Genomic DNA, 18,593 nt, shown 5'->3' with positions numbered 1-18,593 from the left:
CAGGAGGAACGGATGGGCAACACGACGGCGACCTGGGCGGGCGCGGACTTCCAGGAGCCGCCGCGCAGCCCCGGCGGGGTGGCGCTGTGCGGAGCGTGCCGCGGTTCCGGTTCCTGCCGGCTGGGCGTGCGGCGCGAGCGTCTCGACGACGACGGTGTGGCGTGGTTCGAACTGGCCTGCCCGCGTGACCAGGAGGGCGGCCCCGATGTGGCGCACGGCGGCTGGACGGCGGCCGTGCTGGACGACTGCCTCGGTCATCTGCCGCTGCTGCACCGGGTGTTGAGCGTGACGGCGGAACTGAGCGTGAGCTTCGTCAAGCCGGTGCCGGTGGAACGGCCGCTGGAGGTCAGGGCCTGGGTGGAGCGGCGCGAGGGCTCACGCTGGTACATCAGGGGCGAGATGGTCCTGCTGCCGGCCCGGGCCGTGCTGGCCCGGGCCTCCGGGATCTGGGTGACCCGCGACCGGGGCCATTTCGCCCGGCACGAGCGGTGGCTGGCCGGGCAGGACGCGGCGGGCGGCGGTCAGTAGGACCGCAGGCCCATGCTGCGGGCGATCCCGTTGCGCTGGATCTGGCTGGTCCCCCCGGAGATCGTGGCGACGATCGACTCGCGGTAGCGGAAGCTCATCACGCTCTCCGTGGAGAAGCCGTGCCCCGCGCAGACCTGCATGCCGAGCCGGGCGGCCGCCACGTAGGTCTCCGAACCCTTCAGCTTCGCCATCGAGCCCTCGCGGGTGCACGGCTTGCCCTGGGCGAGCAGCCAGGCGGCGCGGTACGCGAGCAGCCGGGCCGAGTCGATCTCGGTCTGCAGGTCGGCCATGGCGTGGGCGAGGGCCTGGAAGTTGCCGATCGGGCGGCCGAAGGCGTGGCGGGTCCGGGCGTACTCCAGCATCTCGTCCAGGGTGGACTGGGCGGCCCCCAGATAGCCGCCGGTGATGATCACCTTCTCCAGTTCGATGTTGGAGAGCATCACCTTCCAGCCGTCGTCGCGCGGGCCGACGAGGTTCTCCTTCGGGACGCGGACGTCGTTGAGGAAGACCTCGTTGGTACCGAGGATGTGCCGGGCGAGCGTGGGGGTGCGGCGGACCTCGACGCCCTGCGTCGCCGGGTCGACGAGCAGCAGGCTGATGCCGCCGTGCTTCGGCTCGCGGGGACCGGTGCGCACGTAGGTGGCGATGGTGGTGTCGGGCAGTCCGGCGCCCGTGCACCACGCCTTCTGCCCGCGCACCAGGAAGTGCTCACCCCGGTCCTCGGCGGTGGTGCGCAGAGCGGCCGCGTCGGAGCCGCTGTCCGGCTCGCTGAGGCCGACGGCGAGCCGGTGGCGGCCGGTCATGACCTGCTCGCGGATGAAGGCGCGCTGCGCCTCGCTGCCCCATCGGAAGACCGTGATCCCGGGGATGAGCACGCCGATGTAGCACATGGCCACGTCGAAGCTGGCCCGCCCCAGCTCCTCGGCGATCAGGATGAGCTCGAGCGGCCCGCCGCCGTCGCCGCCCTCCTCTTCGCTGAACGGGAGGGAGAACCAGCCCAGATCGGCCATGCCGCGGAACAGCTCGGGCGGTACGACACCCTCCTCGTCCCACCTCTTGGCCTTCTCGGCCGGACACACATCGGCGACGAACTGCCGTGCCGTCGCGCGCAACAGGTCCTGCTCGTCGGTCAGCCCGAAGTCCACGGCCACTCCTCGTCACCACTCGACTATTTATCTACCTCATTATTCTATGTTAGCGGATACATCGCATGCAGGATGATCCTACGGACCTTTCGGCAAGCCCGTCGGCGATCCTTCGCCATCCGCTGCGGCCGGCAGGAGCGGGCAGCGGCGCCGACGACCGTCACGGTCCGCGTGCCCGGGAGCGACCGGCCGACGGCCCCCGCCTCGGCGGCGAGGGGCTCGTGCTCTTCCGGGTCGACGGCCGACAGGTGACCCGCGAGCTGGAGCAGGTGCCCGCGCTCGTACGGGGCGTGCCGCGGCGCCGAGTCGCGGATGTCCCGGCGTGTGACCCGGCACTGCATACGGCCGGTTCGATGCCGGCCGGCCACGCGGGAAATCGGGGTCCGCGACGGAGGGCCCAGGCGGCAGCCTGCCCCGTTTGCCCCTCCGCATCGAGCAGGGGGACCATCGTGCACGCGGCTTCTACCGCTTCCTCGCGCAATGTGAGCCGCTGCGTCAGATCGCCTACGGCATCCGCTCGATCCCCCGGTCCGGATGAACCGCGACAACTGCCGCTCCCCAGCCCGCAGCGTGCGCGCTCTCCATACCTGCGCCGGCTTCGTCCGTACCGGCCGTCAGGCCCAGCTCGCGCAGCCACTTCGCGTCGATCACCGGCGCCGGGCTCGCCGTGTCACCGGCTGCGCCGTCTGCCCGTCGGCGTCGTGCGCGGTGGTCGTCACCCGCCCCCCACTGTGGGCCCCCTTGCGCCTCGGCGGAGCCGACTGTGCGGGATTCCGCGCACCGGTCGGACGTCACCGGAGACCGGCGGCGCAGTCGTGGGCGTCTCCGGCGCGGAGAGGGCCGGTACGCGCGAGGCGTCAGCGCATGCCTGCCGCATCGAGCAGCGTGGCCACCGTGGGGGCGACAAGCCCTCCCGCCGTGTCGGCCTTGATTCCCGCGCGGGCGCTGGCACCGTCGAAGACCAGGCTGAGCTGCCGGGCCAGCAGGTCGGGGTCGTTCGCCCCGCCCCGCTCGGCCTCGGCACGGAAGAAGGCGGTCAGGTTCGCCTTGACCCGGTGGGCCACCCGGCTCGCGGGGTGACTCTGGTCCTTGAGCTCGATCTGCACGGCCAGGTACCGGCAGCCCTGGAAGCCGGGGGAGGCCGCCTGGGTTTCCGCCTGCTCGAAGACGTGCAGGATCCGCTCACGGGGCGGACGCTCGTCGTCCGCCGCGGGAAGGAGCGTCGCCACGTAGGAGGCGGCCTGCTCCTCCAGGCTCGCCGCCAGCAGTTCGTCCTTGCTCTCGAACAGCTGGTACATGGAGCGCTTCGACACCCCCGCCGCCTTGCACAGGGCGTCGACGCCGATGTTGACGCCCTCGCGGTAGGTGAGCGTGGCCACTGCCTCCAGCAGCCGCTCTCGGGAGCTTGACTTCGCCTCAGTGGTCATATGGCGAGGTTAACTCGATTCCGACCCTTTGAAAACCGATCGGTTTACAGTGCGCGCCGGAGCTGATCTCCAGAATAGGTGCGCCGGGCCATGTGCGGCGCACCCCGCCTCCCTCGCCTGCGCTGATCGGTGCCTTCAGAGCCTCGATCAGCGCAGGGCACCCCACACCATGGTGGATACGGACTCAGTGGGCGATCACGGGCTCACCCTCCGACGGCGCCAGAGGCGCATTCGGTATCAGGAGCACCGAAACGACGGCCCCGACCACGAAGAACCCGGCGCCCCACGCCAGGGTCGCCGTGTACCCCTCGACCCCCGCCTGAGCCATGGTCAGTGCGCTCGGCCTGCGTGAGGCCAGGTAGTCGGTCGTCGCCGATGAGGCCACGGTGGTCAGCAGCGCCGTGCTGATCGAGCCACCCACTTGCTGACCGGTGTTGATCAGCGCCGAGGCGACACCGGAATCCTCGTGATGGATGCCCGCGGTCGCGCCCTGGAACGCGGTGGTCATCACTCCCCCGAGGCCGAGCCCCAGCAGGATCATGCCGGGCATGATGTGGGCGACGTAGGTGCTGTCCAGCTCGAGCTGGGTCAGCAGGGCCATGCCGGACGCGGCGACCAGGAAGCCGGCGCCGATCACGAGCTTCGGGCCGACCCTGGGCAGCAGCAGCGAGGGTGCCGTGGTCGACGCGGCGACGATACCCGCGACCATCGGCAGGAACGCCAGACCGGTCCTGATCGGCGAGTAGCCGATGCTCGCCTCCAGGTAGTAGGTCAGGAACAGGAAGATCGAGAACATCCCCATACCGATGACGAACACCGCCAGGAACGAACCGCCGCGGGTCCGGTCGAGCACGAGGCGCAGCGGCAGCAGGGGATGCGCGGCCCTGGACTCCAGCCACACGAACACCGCGAGCAGCAGGACACCGACGATCATGGAGCCGAGGGCCACGGGATCGGTCCAGCTCGTGGACTCGACGTGGGCGAACCCGTAGACGATGGCGAACAGCGCCGCGCTCACCACGGCGGTGCCGGGAATGTCGAGTCTGGGCCGCTCGGCGACCGCGGGCTTGGCCAGCAGCAGCACCGCACCCACCAGGGCGACGACAGCGAAGATCACGTTCACGTACATCACCCAGCGCCACGAAGCCCATTCGGTGAGCATGCCGCCGAGCAGCAGCCCGATCGCGCCGCCGGCACCGGCCAGCGCACTGAAGATGCCGAACGCCTTCGGCCTCTCGGCCGGGTCGGTGAAGGTCACGCTGAGCAACGAGAGTGCCGCCGGCGCGAGCAGCGCGGCGAAGAGCCCTTGAGCCACGCGCGCCGCGACCAGGACGCCGAAGCTTCCTGCCGCTCCGCCGAGGACGGATGCGCCCGCGAAACCGATCAGGCCGGTCAGGAAGGTGGTGCGCCGGCCGAACAGGTCGCCGAGTCGGCCGCCGAGCAGCAGCAGGCTGCCGAACGCGAGGGCGTAACCCGTGATGACCCACTGCCGGCTGCCGTCGCTGAAACCCAGGTCATGTTGCGCCGCGGGCAGCGCGATGTTCACGACGGTCGCATCGAGGGTGACCATGAGCTGCGCCGTGCCCAGCACGCCCAGCACCCACCAGCGCACGGCATGTGAGCCGCGGCGGCCCGAGTCTGTTGGTCCGGAGGCGGGCGCCCCGCGGTCGAAGGTGGTACTCACTGTTCCCCTTGGTTGCTGTCCGTGGGCCGATCACCGGCCCGGAAACCGATCTGTTTCCACGTAGAAAAACAGATCGGTTTCCACAGCGCAAGCGAGACGGGAGGAGAGGTCGCCGCCACCGCACTCCAGGGACACGGAACGACCCGCCGAAGCCGGGCACCCACTGGGCTTGCGCCCGGAAACCGATCGGTTTACGGTATGGAAAACCGAACGGTTTACCCTGTCTGGAGGCAGTCATGACCGCTTTGAAGGGCGCCAACGTCTTCGTCACCGGCGGCAGCCGCGGCATCGGCAAGGCGCTGGTGGAGGAGCTGTACACGCGCGGCGCCGGCAAGGTCTACGCCACGGCCCGGGACCCGCGCAGCGTGACGCACCCCGACGCCGTACCGGTGGCACTGGAGGTCACCGACCCGGCCTCCGTGGCGGCCGCCGCCGCGCAGGCCCAGGACGTCACCGTGCTGGTCAACAATGCCGGCGCGTCGGTCGGCGCGTCCTTCCTCGACTCCCCGGTCGACGACGTACGCCGGGAGTTCGAGACCAACTTCTACGGCCCGCTCCTTCTCACCCGGGCTTTCGTACCGATCATCGAGCGCAACGGCGGCGGCCACCTCCTCAACGTGCACTCCGTGCTCTCCTGGATCGCGCTCGGCGGCTCCTACAGCGCCTCCAAGGCCGCCCTGTGGTCGCAGACCAACTCCCTGCGCCTGGAGCTCCAGCCGCGCGGCATCGCCGTCACCGGACTGCACGTCGGTTACGTCGACACGGACCTGGCGAAGGGCGTCGACGCGCCCAAGTCCGACCCGCGTGCCGTAGCCGCACTCGCCCTCGACGGCGTCGAGACGGGCGCGTACGAGGTGCTCGCCGACGACATCTCGCGGCAGGTCAAGGCGGGTCTGGCCGGCGACCTGGCCGGCCTGTACCCCCAACTGGCGAAGTAACCCCATCACACCCAAGGAGCCGACGAGATGTCCAGCCACGAGCCACGTCCCACGATCCATGTTCCGGGGACCACCAGCCACACCATCGCCCCACGCACGCGACTCGACGGCCGCGAGGGAACCCTGCGCTACCTCAAGGCGGGCACCGGCGCCCCCCTGGTCCTGCTGCACACCGTGCGCACCCAGGCCGAGCACTTCCGCCACCTGATCCCGCTGATCGCGGACCACTACACCGTGTACGCCCTCGACCTGCCGGGGATGGGCTACTCCGAGATCGTGCCCGAGGCGTCGTACGACGAGCCGGCCATGCGCGCGGGCGTCGAGCGACTCCTGACCGAACTCGACCTCCACGACGTGACGTTGCTCGGGGAGTCCATGGGGGCGGTGCTCGCCTTGACCACCGCAGCCGATCTTCCGGAGCGGGTCCGGCGAGTCGTCGCGGTCAACACCTACGACTTCCGCGGCGGAATCGCCCGGTCCGGCCTCCTCGCCCGTGTGGTGGTCAGCGGTGTTCTCGCCCCGGGGGTGGGCCCGGTGATCGCCGGGGTGGAGCCCAAGCCCGCTCTCACCAAGATCATGCAGGGTGGGCTCGGCGACAAGAGCGCGCTGCGGGAGGACTACGTGGAGGAACTCCTCCAGGTGGGCGGGCGCTCCGGCTACCCGGCCGTCGCGCGGGCCGTGTACCAGGCTCTGCCCAGCCTCATCGCGGCCCGCTCGCGCTACCCCGAGGTCAAGGCGCCCGTCCACCTCGTCTACGGCGAGAAGGACTGGTCCCGCCCCTCGGACCGGCAGGCCAACAAGCAGCTGCTCCCGGCCGCCGACTTCACACAGGTTCGGCAGGCAGGCCACTTCATCGCCCTGGAACGGCCCGACGTGCTGGCCAGCCTGTTGAACGCGGCGGCCTGACCCCGGACCACCGAACCAAGGAGCAGTCCGAGGCGGCGGGTGCCGGTGCCGCCGAGGAGCAGTCGCTGGACCGCGTTCGCACGCTCGTCGTCGCCGGTTACCGCGAACGGAACACACCGAGCCGTAAGCCCCTGGCGGGCTGGGGCGACCACCGGAGCGTCCAGTGCGTCTTTCGAGAGGACAGATCATGAAAATCACCGTTATCGGTGCGGGAGCGATCGGCGGCAACCTCGCACGCAAGCTCGGCGAAGCCGGTCACGATGTCCAGGTGACCGACTCCCGCGGGCCCGAGACCGTCGCGCCCCACATACGGGAAACCGGCGCCCGCGCCGTGGCACTCGAGGACGCCGTGAAGGACAGGGACGCCGTCATCCTGGCCATCCCCTTCGGGGCGGCCGGGCAGCTGGCCGCTCTGTTCACCTCCGTCCCCGACGAGACGGTGGTCATCGACACCTCCAACTACTACCCGCACCTCAACGGGCGGATCGAGGCAGTCGAGAACGGTGTGACGGAGAGCCTCTACACCTCCGAGCTCCTGGGTCGCCCCGTCGTCAAGGCGTGGAACGCCGCCCTGGCCGAAACCCAGCGCACGAAGGGTGTCCCGGCGGGCACTCCGGGCCGTATCGCCATCCCGGTCGCCGGCGATGCCGAAGAAGCGAAGCATGTGGCGATGCGCCTGGTGGACGACACCGGATTCGACCCCTACGACGCGGGAGCACTGGCCGACTCCTGGCGTCAACAGCCGATGGGCCCCGCCTACTGCACCGAGCTGACCCGCGATGAGCTGCCGGCAGCCCTCGCCGCGGCCGATCGCGTCAAGGACACGGCTGTCCGGGACAGCATGGCAGAGCGCTTCGCCGCCCTCGGTTCCGATCCCAGCCTGGAGGACGTCGTCGAGATGAACCGCGCCGCCCACCGGTGACCACGCCTGGCGTCGGCCCACGGCGCCCACCCCTTACGAGACGTTCCCGACGGCTCTTCCCGTACGGGGCACCTCGGCCGGGTTCCGCGCACGCCCGGTCCGTGGCGGCGGGCGGTTCCGCTCCCGGTCGGTCGAGCACATCGTCGCGGGCCGCTGGCCCAGTCTGGGGACCCCCGCCGCGTCCACCACGAGCAGATCTCGGCCTGGCGGGCGGTACTGAAATCGAGGGCGTCCGCCAGACCGTACGCCGCCGAGGAACGGCCGCACAACCGGGCTCGAAGTCGGTGCCGACGGCGCGGGTCCGGGCTACGGGCTACGGGCTACGGGCTCAGCGTCCTGCGCCGGTTGGACGCGTGATGGCTGTGGAGCCGCATCCTCCCGACCACCCCGACACGCGGCACCCGCACGCCCCCGCCCCATGACGAGTTCGAGCAGGCCATCCGGGCCTGGGCGACGCGCGCTTCGCGCTGCTATGAACGATGCCGTAGACGGCGAGATCACAGGCGCGTACCGGTACGGGGCTCGCGGGGGGAAGTGTTCGGTCAGTAGCGTGGGCAGCACTTGGCGACTTTGGCGGCCCGAAACCCATGGCCACCGCACTGGATCCTCCGGGATACTCGGCTCGTGCTCGTGAACTTTGACGGGGTCACTCCGATGCCGCGAACGCTGCTGGTCAGTGAGTTCCTGCTCCGCCCTGACTTCCAGGTCGACCTGGACGGACCTTTGCTCGTCGAGGCGGGTGACCGGGTCGCATACGAGGGTCGCACCGTCGTGGTGACCCGCCCGACCGGAGAGCGGCGTAGACACCCAGTCCGGGACAGCTACTGGATCTGCCGCTGCCAGTCCGGAGCAGAGCTGGCATGCCGGTTTCGATGATGGTGCCTTTAAAGGTCAGGCGGTCGACGATGGCCGCGCAGAGGCGGGGATCGGTGAAGGTCTTGGTCCTGCAGCCCAAGGACTCGTTCGGGGCGATCGCAACGCTGTTCTCCTTCGCAGGGTGGCGTGGACGAGGCCGTCGGCCCGGGACATCAGCGGCGTGAGCCCCTCCGGTGTGGATGCGCTCGCACGGCCTTCACCGAAGGCCGGTTGACGTTGTCGACGAGTGCCACGGCACGGCCCGGCAGCGGGTCGACCACGCTGAGGTGTCCGCTGCCGGAGGCGAGCACGGCGTGCGCGACGGGCGCCCCGCTCCCCCGGCGTCGAGCTGTACGACACGGTCACGTCGGCAAGGCCAAGCACCCAAGCCGGGAACAGCCGGTCCGGCGGCACGGTTGCACGACGAGGGAGCGGTGCGGCACGGGCGGGAACACGGAGGTCACAAGGTCGTCCGCCCCACCGGGCTCCGGCCCGCAGGATCGCCGTACGCTCACCACGCACTCGTACCAAGACATATGTCTGCAGGAGGACTGTTTTCATGACTGACCGGCCCTTGACTCTCATGGCGGTGCACGCTCACCCCGACGACGAGGCCACCGGAACCGGAGGGGTCCTCGCGCGGTACGCGGCGGAAGGCATCCGCACGGTTCTCGTGACGTGTACCGACGGCGGTTGCGGTGACGGACCGGGGGGTGTCAAGCCGGGCGATCCCGGTCACGATCCGGCGGCCGTCGCCTCGATGCGCCGTCAAGAACTCGAGGCGAGCTGTGAGGTCCTGAAGGTCAGCGATCTGGAGATGCTGGACTACGCCGACTCCGGGATGGCGGGCTGGCCGGGCAACGACGCCCCAGGATCCTTCTGGCAGACCCCCGTGGAGGAAGGCGCGGCCCGACTCGCGGAACTAATGGAGCACTACCGACCCGATGTGGTCGTCACCTACGACGAGAACGGCTTCTACGGCCACCCCGACCACATCCAGGCCCACCGCATCACGATGGCGGCGCTGGAGATGACCGAGCTGGCACCGAAGGTGTACTGGACCACGATGCCCCGCTCGGGGATGCAGCGGTTCGGCGAGATCATGCGCGAGTTTCAGGAGGACATGCCGGAGCCGGATCCTGACGAGGCCGCCGCCATGGCCGAGATCGGCCTTCCCGACGACGAGATCACCACGTGGGTGGACACCACCGCGTTCAGCGGTCAGAAGTTCGACGCACTGGCGGCGCACGCCAGTCAGGGCGAGAACATCTTCTTCCTCAAGATGGGCAAGGAGAGGTTCGGCGAGTTGATGGGCATGGAGACCTTCGTCCGTGTCCAGAACGCCACCGGCGCGGCCGTACCCGAGAACGATCTCTTCGCCGGACTGCGCTGATCCGCCCGGCCGACCGGCCCCTGGCCGTCAGCCTTGGCTCCGGTGGGCCGCCACCAGGACCGAGAAGAACGCCCCGACGCCGGCGCTCAAGACGATCAGTAACAGTTCGCAGACCCGCAGCAACCGGGGCATGACGTGGGCGGGTCCAGGGCGGCCGCCCAGTTGTGAATCAACGCGTCCCTGCGGATCGACCGTCGCCCGCACGCGCTGTCCCACCGCCAGCCGCGTCCCCATCGCATCCAGGCGGCGGTGCGGCAGCCCCGCCGGCGCGGCGACGTCGTAGGCGTACGAAATCCCCGTCTGCACGCCGATGTCGTTGACGTCGCGGTGCACGTGCTCCGTCAGGACGGTGACCGTCACCTCGCGGCCTCGGTCGTGCAGAACCTCCTGGCCGGCGAGTATCGTCCCGGCGACGAGGTGCACCACGAATACCGCGCCCACCGCCCACCCCACCGCGCTGTTGTCCGCGCCGGTCGCCACCCACGCCGCCGCACCGACCAGCCCGCCTCCGCACAGCGCCCCGCAGACCACCCAGGCGTCACTGCGCGCGTACGCCCAGTGCTCGTACCACCGCAAGAAAAAGATCAGCAGGACGCCAACCCCGATCCCCACCGGCGGCCCCGCCGCCACCCACACCCCGCCCGGCCTCCGCACAGCGCCCCCGTCCAGCACCGCCGCACACCGACATGCCCACGCACCAGCATGAGGCGAAACCGGTCACCACACCAGACCGGGGACCGCACAGCGAAGGGCCGGGCCAGGCTCATGCCGCTGCCCGACCACCCGCCTGCGAGCCACAGGGCCTCACCCGCCCTGCCCCGTGTCGTCCACGACGTCCGGGCAGGGCGTGAGAACGGCATCGTCAACGCGCTCACCCAGGCAGTCGGTCACCCGCGCCCGCGTGGCAGGCCTGCTCACCGTGGCCCTCCGGGAGGCTGACGACCCGGTCACCGGACCCGCCTCACCCGACCCGGCCACCCGCCGCAAAGGCGCCTTCCGGCCTGTTCCGGCCTGCTCCGGCCTGTTCCGGCCCACGTGTCCACGTGGGGCGGTGCCCCGCCGTTCGCCGTTAGCTTCGGTCTGCCGCGCGAGAACCACCGCGCGGCCGCCGACGACGGCGCGGCTCCCCGGTCCGGGAACCACGGAAGGAATCCCCGTCATGAACAACCCTGGCATGCCCATGTCCCCCTTGCGGGCCACCAGAAGGTCCTTCGTGAGGGCCGCCGGTGTCGCCACCGCCCTGCCCTTCGCCCCCGCTCTCGCCGACCTGGCCCTGGCCCGGCCCGCCCGGGCCGCCGAGGCCGGTGAAGCGCCCGAGCTGCCCGACTACGCGCCGGTGCCGGATGCCGCGGTCGGTCCCGCCGTCAACGCCGACGGCTACTACGTCGGCCGGATCGGCGGTCAGCTCCACTGGGTCACCGACGGCTTCTACCAGGCCATGTTCCTCACCACCAGCACCGGAGTCGTGGTGGTGGACGCCCCGCCGACCATCGGCCACAACCTGCTGCGGGCCATCCGGGACGTCACCGACGCCAACGGCAGACCGTCGGACGTCACGCACGTCGTCTACTCGCACAGCCACGCCGACCACATCGGCGCCGCCGCCCTCCTCGGCCCCCGCGCCCGCCGTATCGCGCATGTCGAGACCGAACGCTTCCTGCGCCGGGACAAGGACCCGACCCGGCCGCTGCCCCACATCACCTTCAAGGACCGCTACACCCTCAGGGTCGGCGGCGAGACCCTCGAACTGGCCCACCACGGCCCGAACCACTCCCCCGACAACATCTTCGTCTACGTGCCGCGGCAGCGGACGCTGATGGTGGTCGACGTCATCTACCCCGGCTGGGTCCCCTTCAAGAACCTGGCCGTCTCCCAGGACATCCCGGCCTGGGTCGAGGCCCACCAGGTCGCCATGAGGTACCCGTGGCAGACCCTGGTCGGCGGACACCTGGGCCGGCTCGGCCGGCGCGCGGACGCCGTCGTACAGCAGCAGTACATCGACGACCTGGAGGCCAGCGCGCGGCAGACGCTGGAGTCGCTGGACCCGACGCCGTTCTTCGCCAAGTACCAGCAGTCGGGCAACTCCTGGGCCATCTTCAAGACCTACCTCGACGCCGCGGCGCGCCGGGCCGCCGAGCCGGTCGCGGCGAAGTACACCGGCCGGCTCGCCGCCGCCGACGTGTTCACCGTGGACAACGCCTTCGCCATGATCGAGTCCCTGCGCATCGACCAGGGACTCCTCGGGCCCTTCGGTATCCGGCCGTAGCACCACCCCTTCCGCACACCTGAGGACAACCATGCACCGTTCCTTCGCCCTCCCACGCCCCCGCCCCGCCCTGCTCGCGCTCTCCCTCGCCCTGACCACAGCCTGCGCCGCGCTGTTCGTCGGTGTGCAGGACTCCGCGGCCGGTGACGGCGCCACCGGTGGCGACACGCCGGCCCGCGTCGGTGCCGAGCGGCGTGTTCCCGCCGGCTTCACCGAACAAAGGGTCAAAGTGGGGGATGTGCACATCAACTACGTACGAGGGGGTCACGGGCCCACCCTCGTCCTGCTGCACGGATTTCCCGAGACCTGGTTCGAGTGGCGCGACCTGCTGCCCGAGCTGAGCCGGCACTACACCGTCGTCGCCCCCGACCTGCGTGGCGCCGGCAGGAGCGACGCACCGGCGGGCGGCTACGACAAGAAGACGATGGCCGCCGACGTCAACGGACTGCTGCGCGAGATCGGGCTGGACCGGGACATCCGTCTCGTGGGCCACGACATCGGCACCCAGGTCGCCTACGCCTACGCGGCCGCCCACCCCCGCCAGGTCCACCGGCTGGTGCTGAGCGAGGCACCGATCCCCGACGAGAGCCTGTACACGTTCCCGTCGCTGACCGCGCAGGGGCCCGGCGCCTGGCACTTCGGCTTCTTCGACCTGACGAACGGCCTGCCGGAGAAGCTGATCGACGGCAAGGAGGAGACCTGGGTCGACGGCTTCACCAACTCCCTGGAGGTGAACAAGGACGCCATCGGCCCGGCCCGGGTGAAGGAGTTCGCCTCGTACCTCCGGGACGACGCGCACCTGCGCGCCAGCCTCGAGTGGTTCCGCGCGTTCCCGCAGGACATCGCCGACAACGAGGTCTACCGCAGGACCAAGCTGCCCATGCCGGTGCTGGCCATCGGCGCGAGCAACAGCCTCGGCAACGAGGTCCGGAAGCAGGTCCGCGGGTACGCCCGCCATGTCACCGGCGCGATCGTCGCCGACTCCGGTCACTGGATCTACGAAGAGCACCCCGCCGAGATGACCCGCCGTCTGCTCGGCTTCCTCGACTGAACCGCCTTTGCGACAAGGAGCGATCATGCTGAACCAAGGTGAGCCGCCGTCCCGTCGGCAGGTGGTCGGGGTGCTCGGCGCGGCTGCCGTCGCCTCGGCGACCGCGTCGGTCCCCGCCGCCGCCCGGCCGGGACGCCCGGCGGCCGTGAAGCCCACCGTCGTCCTCGTGCACGGCGCGTGGGCGGACGCCTCCTGCTGGCAGGAGGTCACCCGGCGGCTCCAGTGCCACGGTCACCCCGTCCTCGCGGCGCCCAACGCGCTGCGCGGCCTCTCCGCCGACGCCGCCGACCTGAACAGCTTCCTCGCCCAGCGGGTGACCGGGCCGGTCATACTGGTCGGCCACTCCTACGGCGGGGCCGTGGTGACGAACGCGGTCACCCCCGCCGTGGACGTCAGGGCCCTGGTCTACGTGGACGCCTTCGTGCCCGCGCAGGGCGAGACGGTCCTGAGCCTCCAGGGCGAGGGGGCCGACCCCGCCGCGCTGTTCGACCAGGTGGTCCACGAGCAGCACGGCGAACAGACCGTCGACCTCTACATCAAGCCGGCCCTGTTCGGGGACCTCTTCGCGGGCGACCTGGCCCCCGCCACGGCGCGGCAACTGGCCGCCGCGCAGCGCCCCGTCGCGCTGTCCGCACTGCTGGAGCCTTCGGGCCCGCCCGCCTGGCGGAGCCTGCCGAGCTGGTACGTGCTGGGCACCGAGGACCACATCCTGCCGCCCGCCCGGCAGCGGTCCATGGCCCGGCGGGCCCGCAGCAGGATCATCGAGACCGCCGGCTCCCATCTCGTCATGCTGTCCCGGCCGGGCGTCGTCGTGGACGCCGTCCTGAGCGCCGTACGCGCCACCGCCTGATCCCCGCCCGCCGGGGCCCGGCCGCCGACCTCCGGCGGCCGGGCCCCGCTCTCCCCCTCCTGCCCCACCCCGGAAGGCCCACGATGGAACTGAACCTGCGAGGAAAGAGCGCGGTGGTCACCGGTGCCGGCAAAGGCATCGGACTGGCCGTCACCCGGGCCCTGGTGAGCGAGGGGGTACGGGTCACCGCCGGGGCCCGGCACACCTCCGCCCCGCTGGCCGAGCTGAGCGCGGCCGGCTCCGTCCATGTCGTCGAGACGGACCTGGCGACCCCCGTCGGCCCGGCCGCCCTGGTGGAGCGTGCCGCGGCCGTGCACGGGCCGCCGGACATCCTGGTGAACAACGTGGGCGCCGTCCGCCCCCGGACAGCCGGCTTCGCGTCCGTCACCGACGAGGACTGGACGGCCACCCTGGAGATCAACCTGCTGTCGGCGGTACGCGCCACCCGCGCGGTGCTGCCGCTGATGCTGGAGCGCGGTTCGGGGGCGATCGTCACCGTGACCTCGGTGAACTCCAGGCTGCCCGACCCGCTCGTCATCGACTACAGCGCGGCGAAGGCGGCGCTGCTCAGCCTCAGCAAGTCCCTGTCGAAGGAAGTGGGTCCGCGCGGGATCCGGGTCAACACCGTGAGCCCGGGCCCGGTGGCCACGGATCTGTGGCTGGGCGAGTCGGGGGTGGCCGCGACCCTGAGCCGGGCCGGCGGGCCGGACCCGGACGCGGTGGCCGCCCGGGCCGCCGGGCAATCCGTCAGCGGCCGCTTCACCCGCCCGGAGGAGGTGGCGGACCTGGTACTGCTGCTCGTCTCGGACCGGGCCGGCAATGTCACCGGCTCCGACTTCGTCATCGACGGCGGGCTGATCAGCACGGTGTAGGGAGCGGGCCCGGTGGTCTCACGCGGGTGAGCGCGTCGTACTCGACGCCGCCTCCGCCACCATCCGCGCCAGCTCCACCCGTGAGTGGATCTGGAGCCTCTGGAAGACGTGCCGCAGGTGGTAGTCCACGGTGTGGGGCGACACGGACAGCAGCGCGGCCGTCTGCCGGTTGGTCAGACCGCGCGCCACATGCACCGCCACCAGCCGCTGCGCCCTGGTCAGTTCGGCCCACTCCAGGCTCCGGACCCGGTACGGCGCCGGGACCCGCGGCGGCCGGGCGGGCGCGGTCAGCCGGACCACCGCCCCCACCAGCGCGCGGCCGGCCCAGACGCCCTCGCAGAGCCCCGGGCGCGCCCCGGACGCCAGCACCACCCCCGACGGCGGCGGAGCCGGAGCCTCCGTCCGGGACGCGACCTCACGGCGGGCCCACTCCCACAACGGCGCGCGGTCCGCGGCCCGTGCCAGGACGGCCGCCGGGCCGTTCACCAGGAAGGTGCTGTCGCCGACCGCCACGACGGGGCCGTCGGCCGTGCGCCGTGCCCTGAGGAAGCGTTCACGCAGCAGCCGGGGGTCGTCGATGATCGTCGGGTGCATGGGGTCTCCACAACGCCTTTCACGGGCCTCGGACTCAGCGGGTCCCGACGCTACGCGGGGCGCGGTGCGGGATATGTGACCGGAAGGTGACCCCCGGTGCCGCGTTCCGTTCCGGCCGCGACCTCGTAGACTCCGGTCCTGTGCGTGTGACGGTTCTCGGCCCGCTGCGGGCCTGGCGGGAGGGGACGGAACTCGAACTCGGCCCGCCCAAGCGCAAGGCCCTGCTGGCGCTGCTGCTGACCCAGGCCGGCCGGCCCGTGCTGACGTCCGAGATCGTCGAGTTCCTGTGGAGGGAGAGCGCCCCGGACAGCGCGGTCAACGTCGTGCACCGGCACATCGGTGTGCTGCGCGGAACGCTCGGTCCGGTGCTGGTGCGGGCCTCCGGCGGATACCGGCTCCAGCTCGAGACCGAGCAGCTGGACCTGCTGCGGTTCCGCGCGCTGCGGGCCCGGGCGGCGGAGAGCCGGCGGACGGGCGACGACATCGCGGCCGTACGGCATCTGCTGGCGGCCCTCGCCCTCTGGCAGGGGCCGGTCGCCGACGGACTGCCGCCGTCGCTGCGCGCCCACCCGCTGTTCTCGCGCGTCGAACGCGAATACCCGGACGCCGTCAAGGAAGCCGTGGATGCCGCCCTACAGGCCGGTGACGTCCATCTGGAGCGTCTGCTGACGCCGCTGCGGCAGGCCGCCCGCGCCCATCCACTGGACGAGGCGCTGCACGCGCGGCTCGTCACCGCGCTGGCCCGCACCGGGCACACGTCCGAGGCACGGCGGGCCTTCGAGGCCGTCGGCGAACGGCTCGACGAGGAGCTCGGCCTCGATCCCGGCCCGGAACTGACGGAGGCCGCGGCCCGTCTGCACCCGCTCCCGGAGGACCGGGCCCCGTGGGAGCCCACCGGCTCAGTCTCGTGCGAGCCCACCGGCCCGGCCTCGCGCGAGCCTGCCGGCGTGGCCCCGTGGGAGCCCACCGACCCGGCCCCGTGGGAGCCCGCCGACCCGGCCTCGCGCGAGCCTGCCGGCCCGGGCTCGCGGCAGTCCGCCCGCCCGGCCCCGCTGGAGTCCGCCGATCCGGGCGCTGTCTCGTCCGCCCCCTCGGCCGCCGCCCCGGCCGACGGAGTCATCCGCACCCGGCCGGCCCAACTCCCCCCGGACCTGGGCGTCTTCAGTGGCCGGAAGGCCGAGATGGCCCTCGCCCGCAGGCTGCTGCCCGTGGCCGGACCATCGGCCCGGTCCGTCGTCATCAGTGCCATCGGGGGCATGGCCGGGGTGGGCAAGACCACGCTGGCCATCCACTGGGCGCACGAGGCCGCCCCGCACTACCCCGACGGACAGCTCTACGCCGATCTGCGCGGCTTCGATCCCGGCGGCGCGACGGTCGCTCCCGCCCAGGTCCTGCGCAGCTTTCTCGACGCGCTGGGGGTGGCCGCGCACGACGTCCCGCCGACCGTGGAAGCCCAGACGGCGCTGTACCGGAGCCTGCTGGCCGGCAGACGGGTCCTGGTCGTGCTGGACAACGCCCGGGACACCGAGCAGGTACGGCCGCTGCTGCCCGGCGCCGACGGCTGCCTGGCCGTCGTCACCAGCCGCGACTCGCTGTCCGGACTGGTGGCCGAGGGCGCCCGGCCCATCGCCCTCGACGTGCTGGACGAATCCGCCTCCCGGGCCTTCCTGGTCCGTCGCCTCGGCGCGGAACGGCTCGCCGCGCGACCCGACGCGGTCCGCGACATCGTCCAGGCGTGCGCCGGGCTGCCGCTCGCCCTGGCGATCGTCGGCGCCCGGCTGTCCATGAACCCGTACGGCGACCTCGACGTCCTCGCGGCCGAGCTGACGGAGGAGGACGACCGGCTCGGCGTGCTCTCGGCCGGTGATCCGGCCACCGACCTCAGAACGGTCTTCTCCTGGTCGTACCGCGCACTCACCCCGCTCGCCGCCCGCCTGTTCCGGCTGCTGGCCCTGCACCCCGGCCCGGAGGTGTCCCCCGGCGCGGCAGCCGGGCTGCTCGGGCTGCCCCCGGCCGAGGTACGCCCCGCGCTGGCCGAACTCGCCGGTGCCCGCCTGCTCACCGAACGCTTCGCCGACCGGTTCCACTCCCACGACCTGTTGCGCGCCTACGCGGGCGAACTGCTGCGGACCCATGACACCGAGGAGGAACAGGTTCTGGCGCTACGGCGGTTGCTGGACCATCTGCTGCACAGCGCGTACCGCGCGGTGGCCGTCCTCGCACCGCGGCAGGAGCGGCCGGCCCTCACCGAGCCCGCCGCCGGAGCCGCCCCGGCCCGGTTCCACGACCGCGAAGAGGCGGCGCACTGGCTGGAGACGGAGCGTGCCGTCGTGCTCGCCGCGGTCGCCCACGGGCCCGCCCGCGCCCACGCGGCGTCCCGCTGCTGGCAGTTGGCCGCCACGGTCGAACTCCACCTGGACCGGCTCGGCCGCTGGCAGGAGCAGCTCACCCTGCAGAGCGCCGCGCTCGACGCCGCGGAGCGTTCCGGGGACCGGTCCGGGCGGGCCCACGCCCACCGGGCCCTGGGCTTCGTGCACGGAAGGCTGGGCGACGCCGCGGCGGCCGTCCGCCATCTGACCGTCGCCCTGGAGCTGTTCGGGGCGGTGGCCGACCGGGCCGGGGCCGCGAGGACCCAGCGCTATCTGGCCTTCCAGGCGAACCGGGGCGGCCGGTACGAGGACGCCCTTGCCCACTACGGCCTCGCCCACACCCTGTACACGGACGCGGGCAGCCGGATCGGACAGGCCCAGGTGCATAACGAGGTCGGCTGGACCCACATCCTGCGGGGCGACCACGCCCGGGCGCTCGTCGAGTGCCGCAAGGCGATCGACCTGCACCAGCAGCTCGACGATCCCAACGGCGAGGCCGCCGCCTGGGACAGCCTCGGCTACGCGCACCACCATCTGGCGGCCCACGAGCGGGCCATCGAGTGCTACCGCCGTGCTCTGACGCTCTACCGCTGGCTGCACGACGCCTCCCTCGAGGCCGACACCCTGGTCCACATCGGCGACAGTCAGGAGGCCGCGGGGGACCGCGCCGCAGCCGGTACGTCCTGGCGACAGGCCCTGCGGATCCTCGAACGCCTGGACCATCCGGACGCCCGGACGGTACGGGAGCGGCTGGCCCGCTGACGCCGGCGGTGCGGCGGGCCGCACCTTTCGG

The 18,593-nt window shown here is 71.9% G+C and carries 16 protein-coding genes and 2 pseudogenes; 11 read left to right on the top strand and 7 right to left on the bottom strand.

Going from position 1 to position 18,593, the window contains the following annotated elements; genetic code table 11:
- Positions 1 to 12: 12 nt before the first annotated feature.
- Entirely contained in the window at positions 13 to 528 is a 516-nt protein-coding gene (locus tag ABZ490_RS14565; RefSeq protein ID WP_358989126.1) for a PaaI family thioesterase, read from the top strand.
- Here ABZ490_RS14565 and ABZ490_RS14560 read toward each other — a convergent pair.
- From ABZ490_RS14560 to ABZ490_RS14545, 4 genes are all read right to left on the bottom strand, one after another.
- On the bottom strand, positions 522 to 1,673 hold the full coding sequence (locus tag ABZ490_RS14560) for an acyl-CoA dehydrogenase family protein (protein ID WP_358989124.1): 1,152 nt from the start codon (positions 1,671 to 1,673) through the stop codon (positions 522 to 524). The genes ABZ490_RS14565 and ABZ490_RS14560 overlap by 7 nt on opposite strands.
- 504 nt (positions 1,674 to 2,177) lie before the next feature.
- Complete coding sequence (locus ABZ490_RS14555) at positions 2,178 to 2,324, bottom strand: hypothetical protein (protein WP_358989122.1); 147 nt, start codon at positions 2,322 to 2,324, stop codon at positions 2,178 to 2,180.
- 206 nt (positions 2,325 to 2,530) lie between these two features.
- Positions 2,531 to 3,100, bottom strand: a complete 570-nt coding sequence (locus ABZ490_RS14550) for a TetR/AcrR family transcriptional regulator (RefSeq protein ID WP_358989120.1) — start codon at positions 3,098 to 3,100, stop codon at positions 2,531 to 2,533.
- Between the two features lie 184 nt (positions 3,101 to 3,284).
- On the bottom strand, positions 3,285 to 4,784 hold the full coding sequence (locus ABZ490_RS14545; protein WP_358989118.1) for an MFS transporter: 1,500 nt from the start codon (positions 4,782 to 4,784) through the stop codon (positions 3,285 to 3,287).
- Between the two features lie 236 nt (positions 4,785 to 5,020).
- Between ABZ490_RS14545 and ABZ490_RS14540 the strand changes: the two genes are divergently transcribed.
- The 3 genes from ABZ490_RS14540 (at position 5,021) to ABZ490_RS14530 (ending at position 7,550) form a co-directional block, all read left to right on the top strand.
- On the top strand, positions 5,021 to 5,722 hold the full coding sequence (locus ABZ490_RS14540; protein WP_358989116.1) for an SDR family oxidoreductase: 702 nt from the start codon (positions 5,021 to 5,023) through the stop codon (positions 5,720 to 5,722).
- A gap of 27 nt (positions 5,723 to 5,749) precedes the next feature.
- Entirely contained in the window at positions 5,750 to 6,628 is an 879-nt protein-coding gene (locus ABZ490_RS14535; protein WP_358989114.1) for an alpha/beta hydrolase, read from the top strand.
- A 187-nt stretch (positions 6,629 to 6,815) separates the two neighbouring features.
- Positions 6,816 to 7,550 carry an NAD(P)-binding domain-containing protein gene (locus ABZ490_RS14530; protein WP_358989112.1) on the top strand — a complete coding sequence of 245 codons (735 nt, stop codon included), beginning with the start codon at positions 6,816 to 6,818 and terminating at the stop codon, positions 7,548 to 7,550.
- Between the two features lie 862 nt (positions 7,551 to 8,412).
- Here ABZ490_RS14530 and ABZ490_RS14525 read toward each other — a convergent pair.
- Positions 8,413 to 8,541: pseudogene (locus ABZ490_RS14525) on the bottom strand (AAA family ATPase); the annotation flags it as partial.
- Between the two features lie 423 nt (positions 8,542 to 8,964).
- On the opposite strand from ABZ490_RS14525, the gene ABZ490_RS14520 reads away from it, so the two are divergent.
- Entirely contained in the window at positions 8,965 to 9,798 is an 834-nt protein-coding gene (locus ABZ490_RS14520) for a PIG-L family deacetylase (RefSeq protein WP_358989110.1), read from the top strand.
- A gap of 27 nt (positions 9,799 to 9,825) precedes the next feature.
- On the opposite strand, the gene ABZ490_RS14515 is transcribed toward ABZ490_RS14520, so the two are convergent.
- Complete coding sequence (locus tag ABZ490_RS14515) at positions 9,826 to 10,410, bottom strand: hypothetical protein (RefSeq protein ID WP_358989108.1); 585 nt, start codon at positions 10,408 to 10,410, stop codon at positions 9,826 to 9,828.
- A gap of 189 nt (positions 10,411 to 10,599) precedes the next feature.
- On the opposite strand from ABZ490_RS14515, the pseudogene ABZ490_RS14510 reads away from it, so the two are divergent.
- The 5 genes and pseudogenes from ABZ490_RS14510 to ABZ490_RS14490 all read left to right on the top strand — a co-directional run.
- Positions 10,600 to 10,680, top strand: a pseudogene (locus ABZ490_RS14510) (IS5/IS1182 family transposase); the annotation flags it as partial.
- A 277-nt stretch (positions 10,681 to 10,957) separates the two neighbouring features.
- The gene (locus ABZ490_RS14505) at positions 10,958 to 12,064 is read left to right on the top strand and encodes an MBL fold metallo-hydrolase (protein WP_358989106.1); all 1,107 of its coding nucleotides are present in this window, start codon (positions 10,958 to 10,960) and stop codon (positions 12,062 to 12,064) included.
- A 31-nt stretch (positions 12,065 to 12,095) separates the two neighbouring features.
- Positions 12,096 to 13,115 carry an alpha/beta hydrolase gene (locus ABZ490_RS14500; RefSeq protein WP_358989104.1) on the top strand — a complete coding sequence of 340 codons (1,020 nt, stop codon included), beginning with the start codon at positions 12,096 to 12,098 and terminating at the stop codon, positions 13,113 to 13,115.
- A gap of 25 nt (positions 13,116 to 13,140) precedes the next feature.
- Positions 13,141 to 13,965: an alpha/beta hydrolase gene (locus tag ABZ490_RS14495; RefSeq protein ID WP_358989103.1), complete on the top strand. Its 825-nt coding sequence runs from the start codon at positions 13,141 to 13,143 to the stop codon at positions 13,963 to 13,965.
- A gap of 83 nt (positions 13,966 to 14,048) precedes the next feature.
- On the top strand, positions 14,049 to 14,837 hold the full coding sequence (locus ABZ490_RS14490) for an oxidoreductase (RefSeq protein WP_358989101.1): 789 nt from the start codon (positions 14,049 to 14,051) through the stop codon (positions 14,835 to 14,837).
- An 18-nt stretch (positions 14,838 to 14,855) separates the two neighbouring features.
- Here the strand turns inward: ABZ490_RS14490 and ABZ490_RS14485 are convergent, their stop codons facing one another.
- On the bottom strand, positions 14,856 to 15,431 hold the full coding sequence (locus ABZ490_RS14485) for a helix-turn-helix transcriptional regulator (RefSeq protein WP_358989099.1): 576 nt from the start codon (positions 15,429 to 15,431) through the stop codon (positions 14,856 to 14,858).
- Between the two features lie 140 nt (positions 15,432 to 15,571).
- Here ABZ490_RS14485 and ABZ490_RS14480 point away from each other — a divergent pair, with 140 nt between their 5' ends.
- Positions 15,572 to 18,562 (top strand): BTAD domain-containing putative transcriptional regulator, encoded by a 2,991-nt coding sequence (locus tag ABZ490_RS14480; protein ID WP_358989097.1) that lies wholly within the window; start codon positions 15,572 to 15,574, stop codon positions 18,560 to 18,562.
- Positions 18,563 to 18,593: the final 31 nt, after the last annotated feature.

This window comes from Streptomyces sp. NPDC005811, assembly GCF_040630405.1.
GTDB lineage: Bacteria > Actinomycetota > Actinomycetes > Streptomycetales > Streptomycetaceae > Streptomyces.
This window is presented reverse-complemented; position numbering and strand designations above follow the sequence as displayed.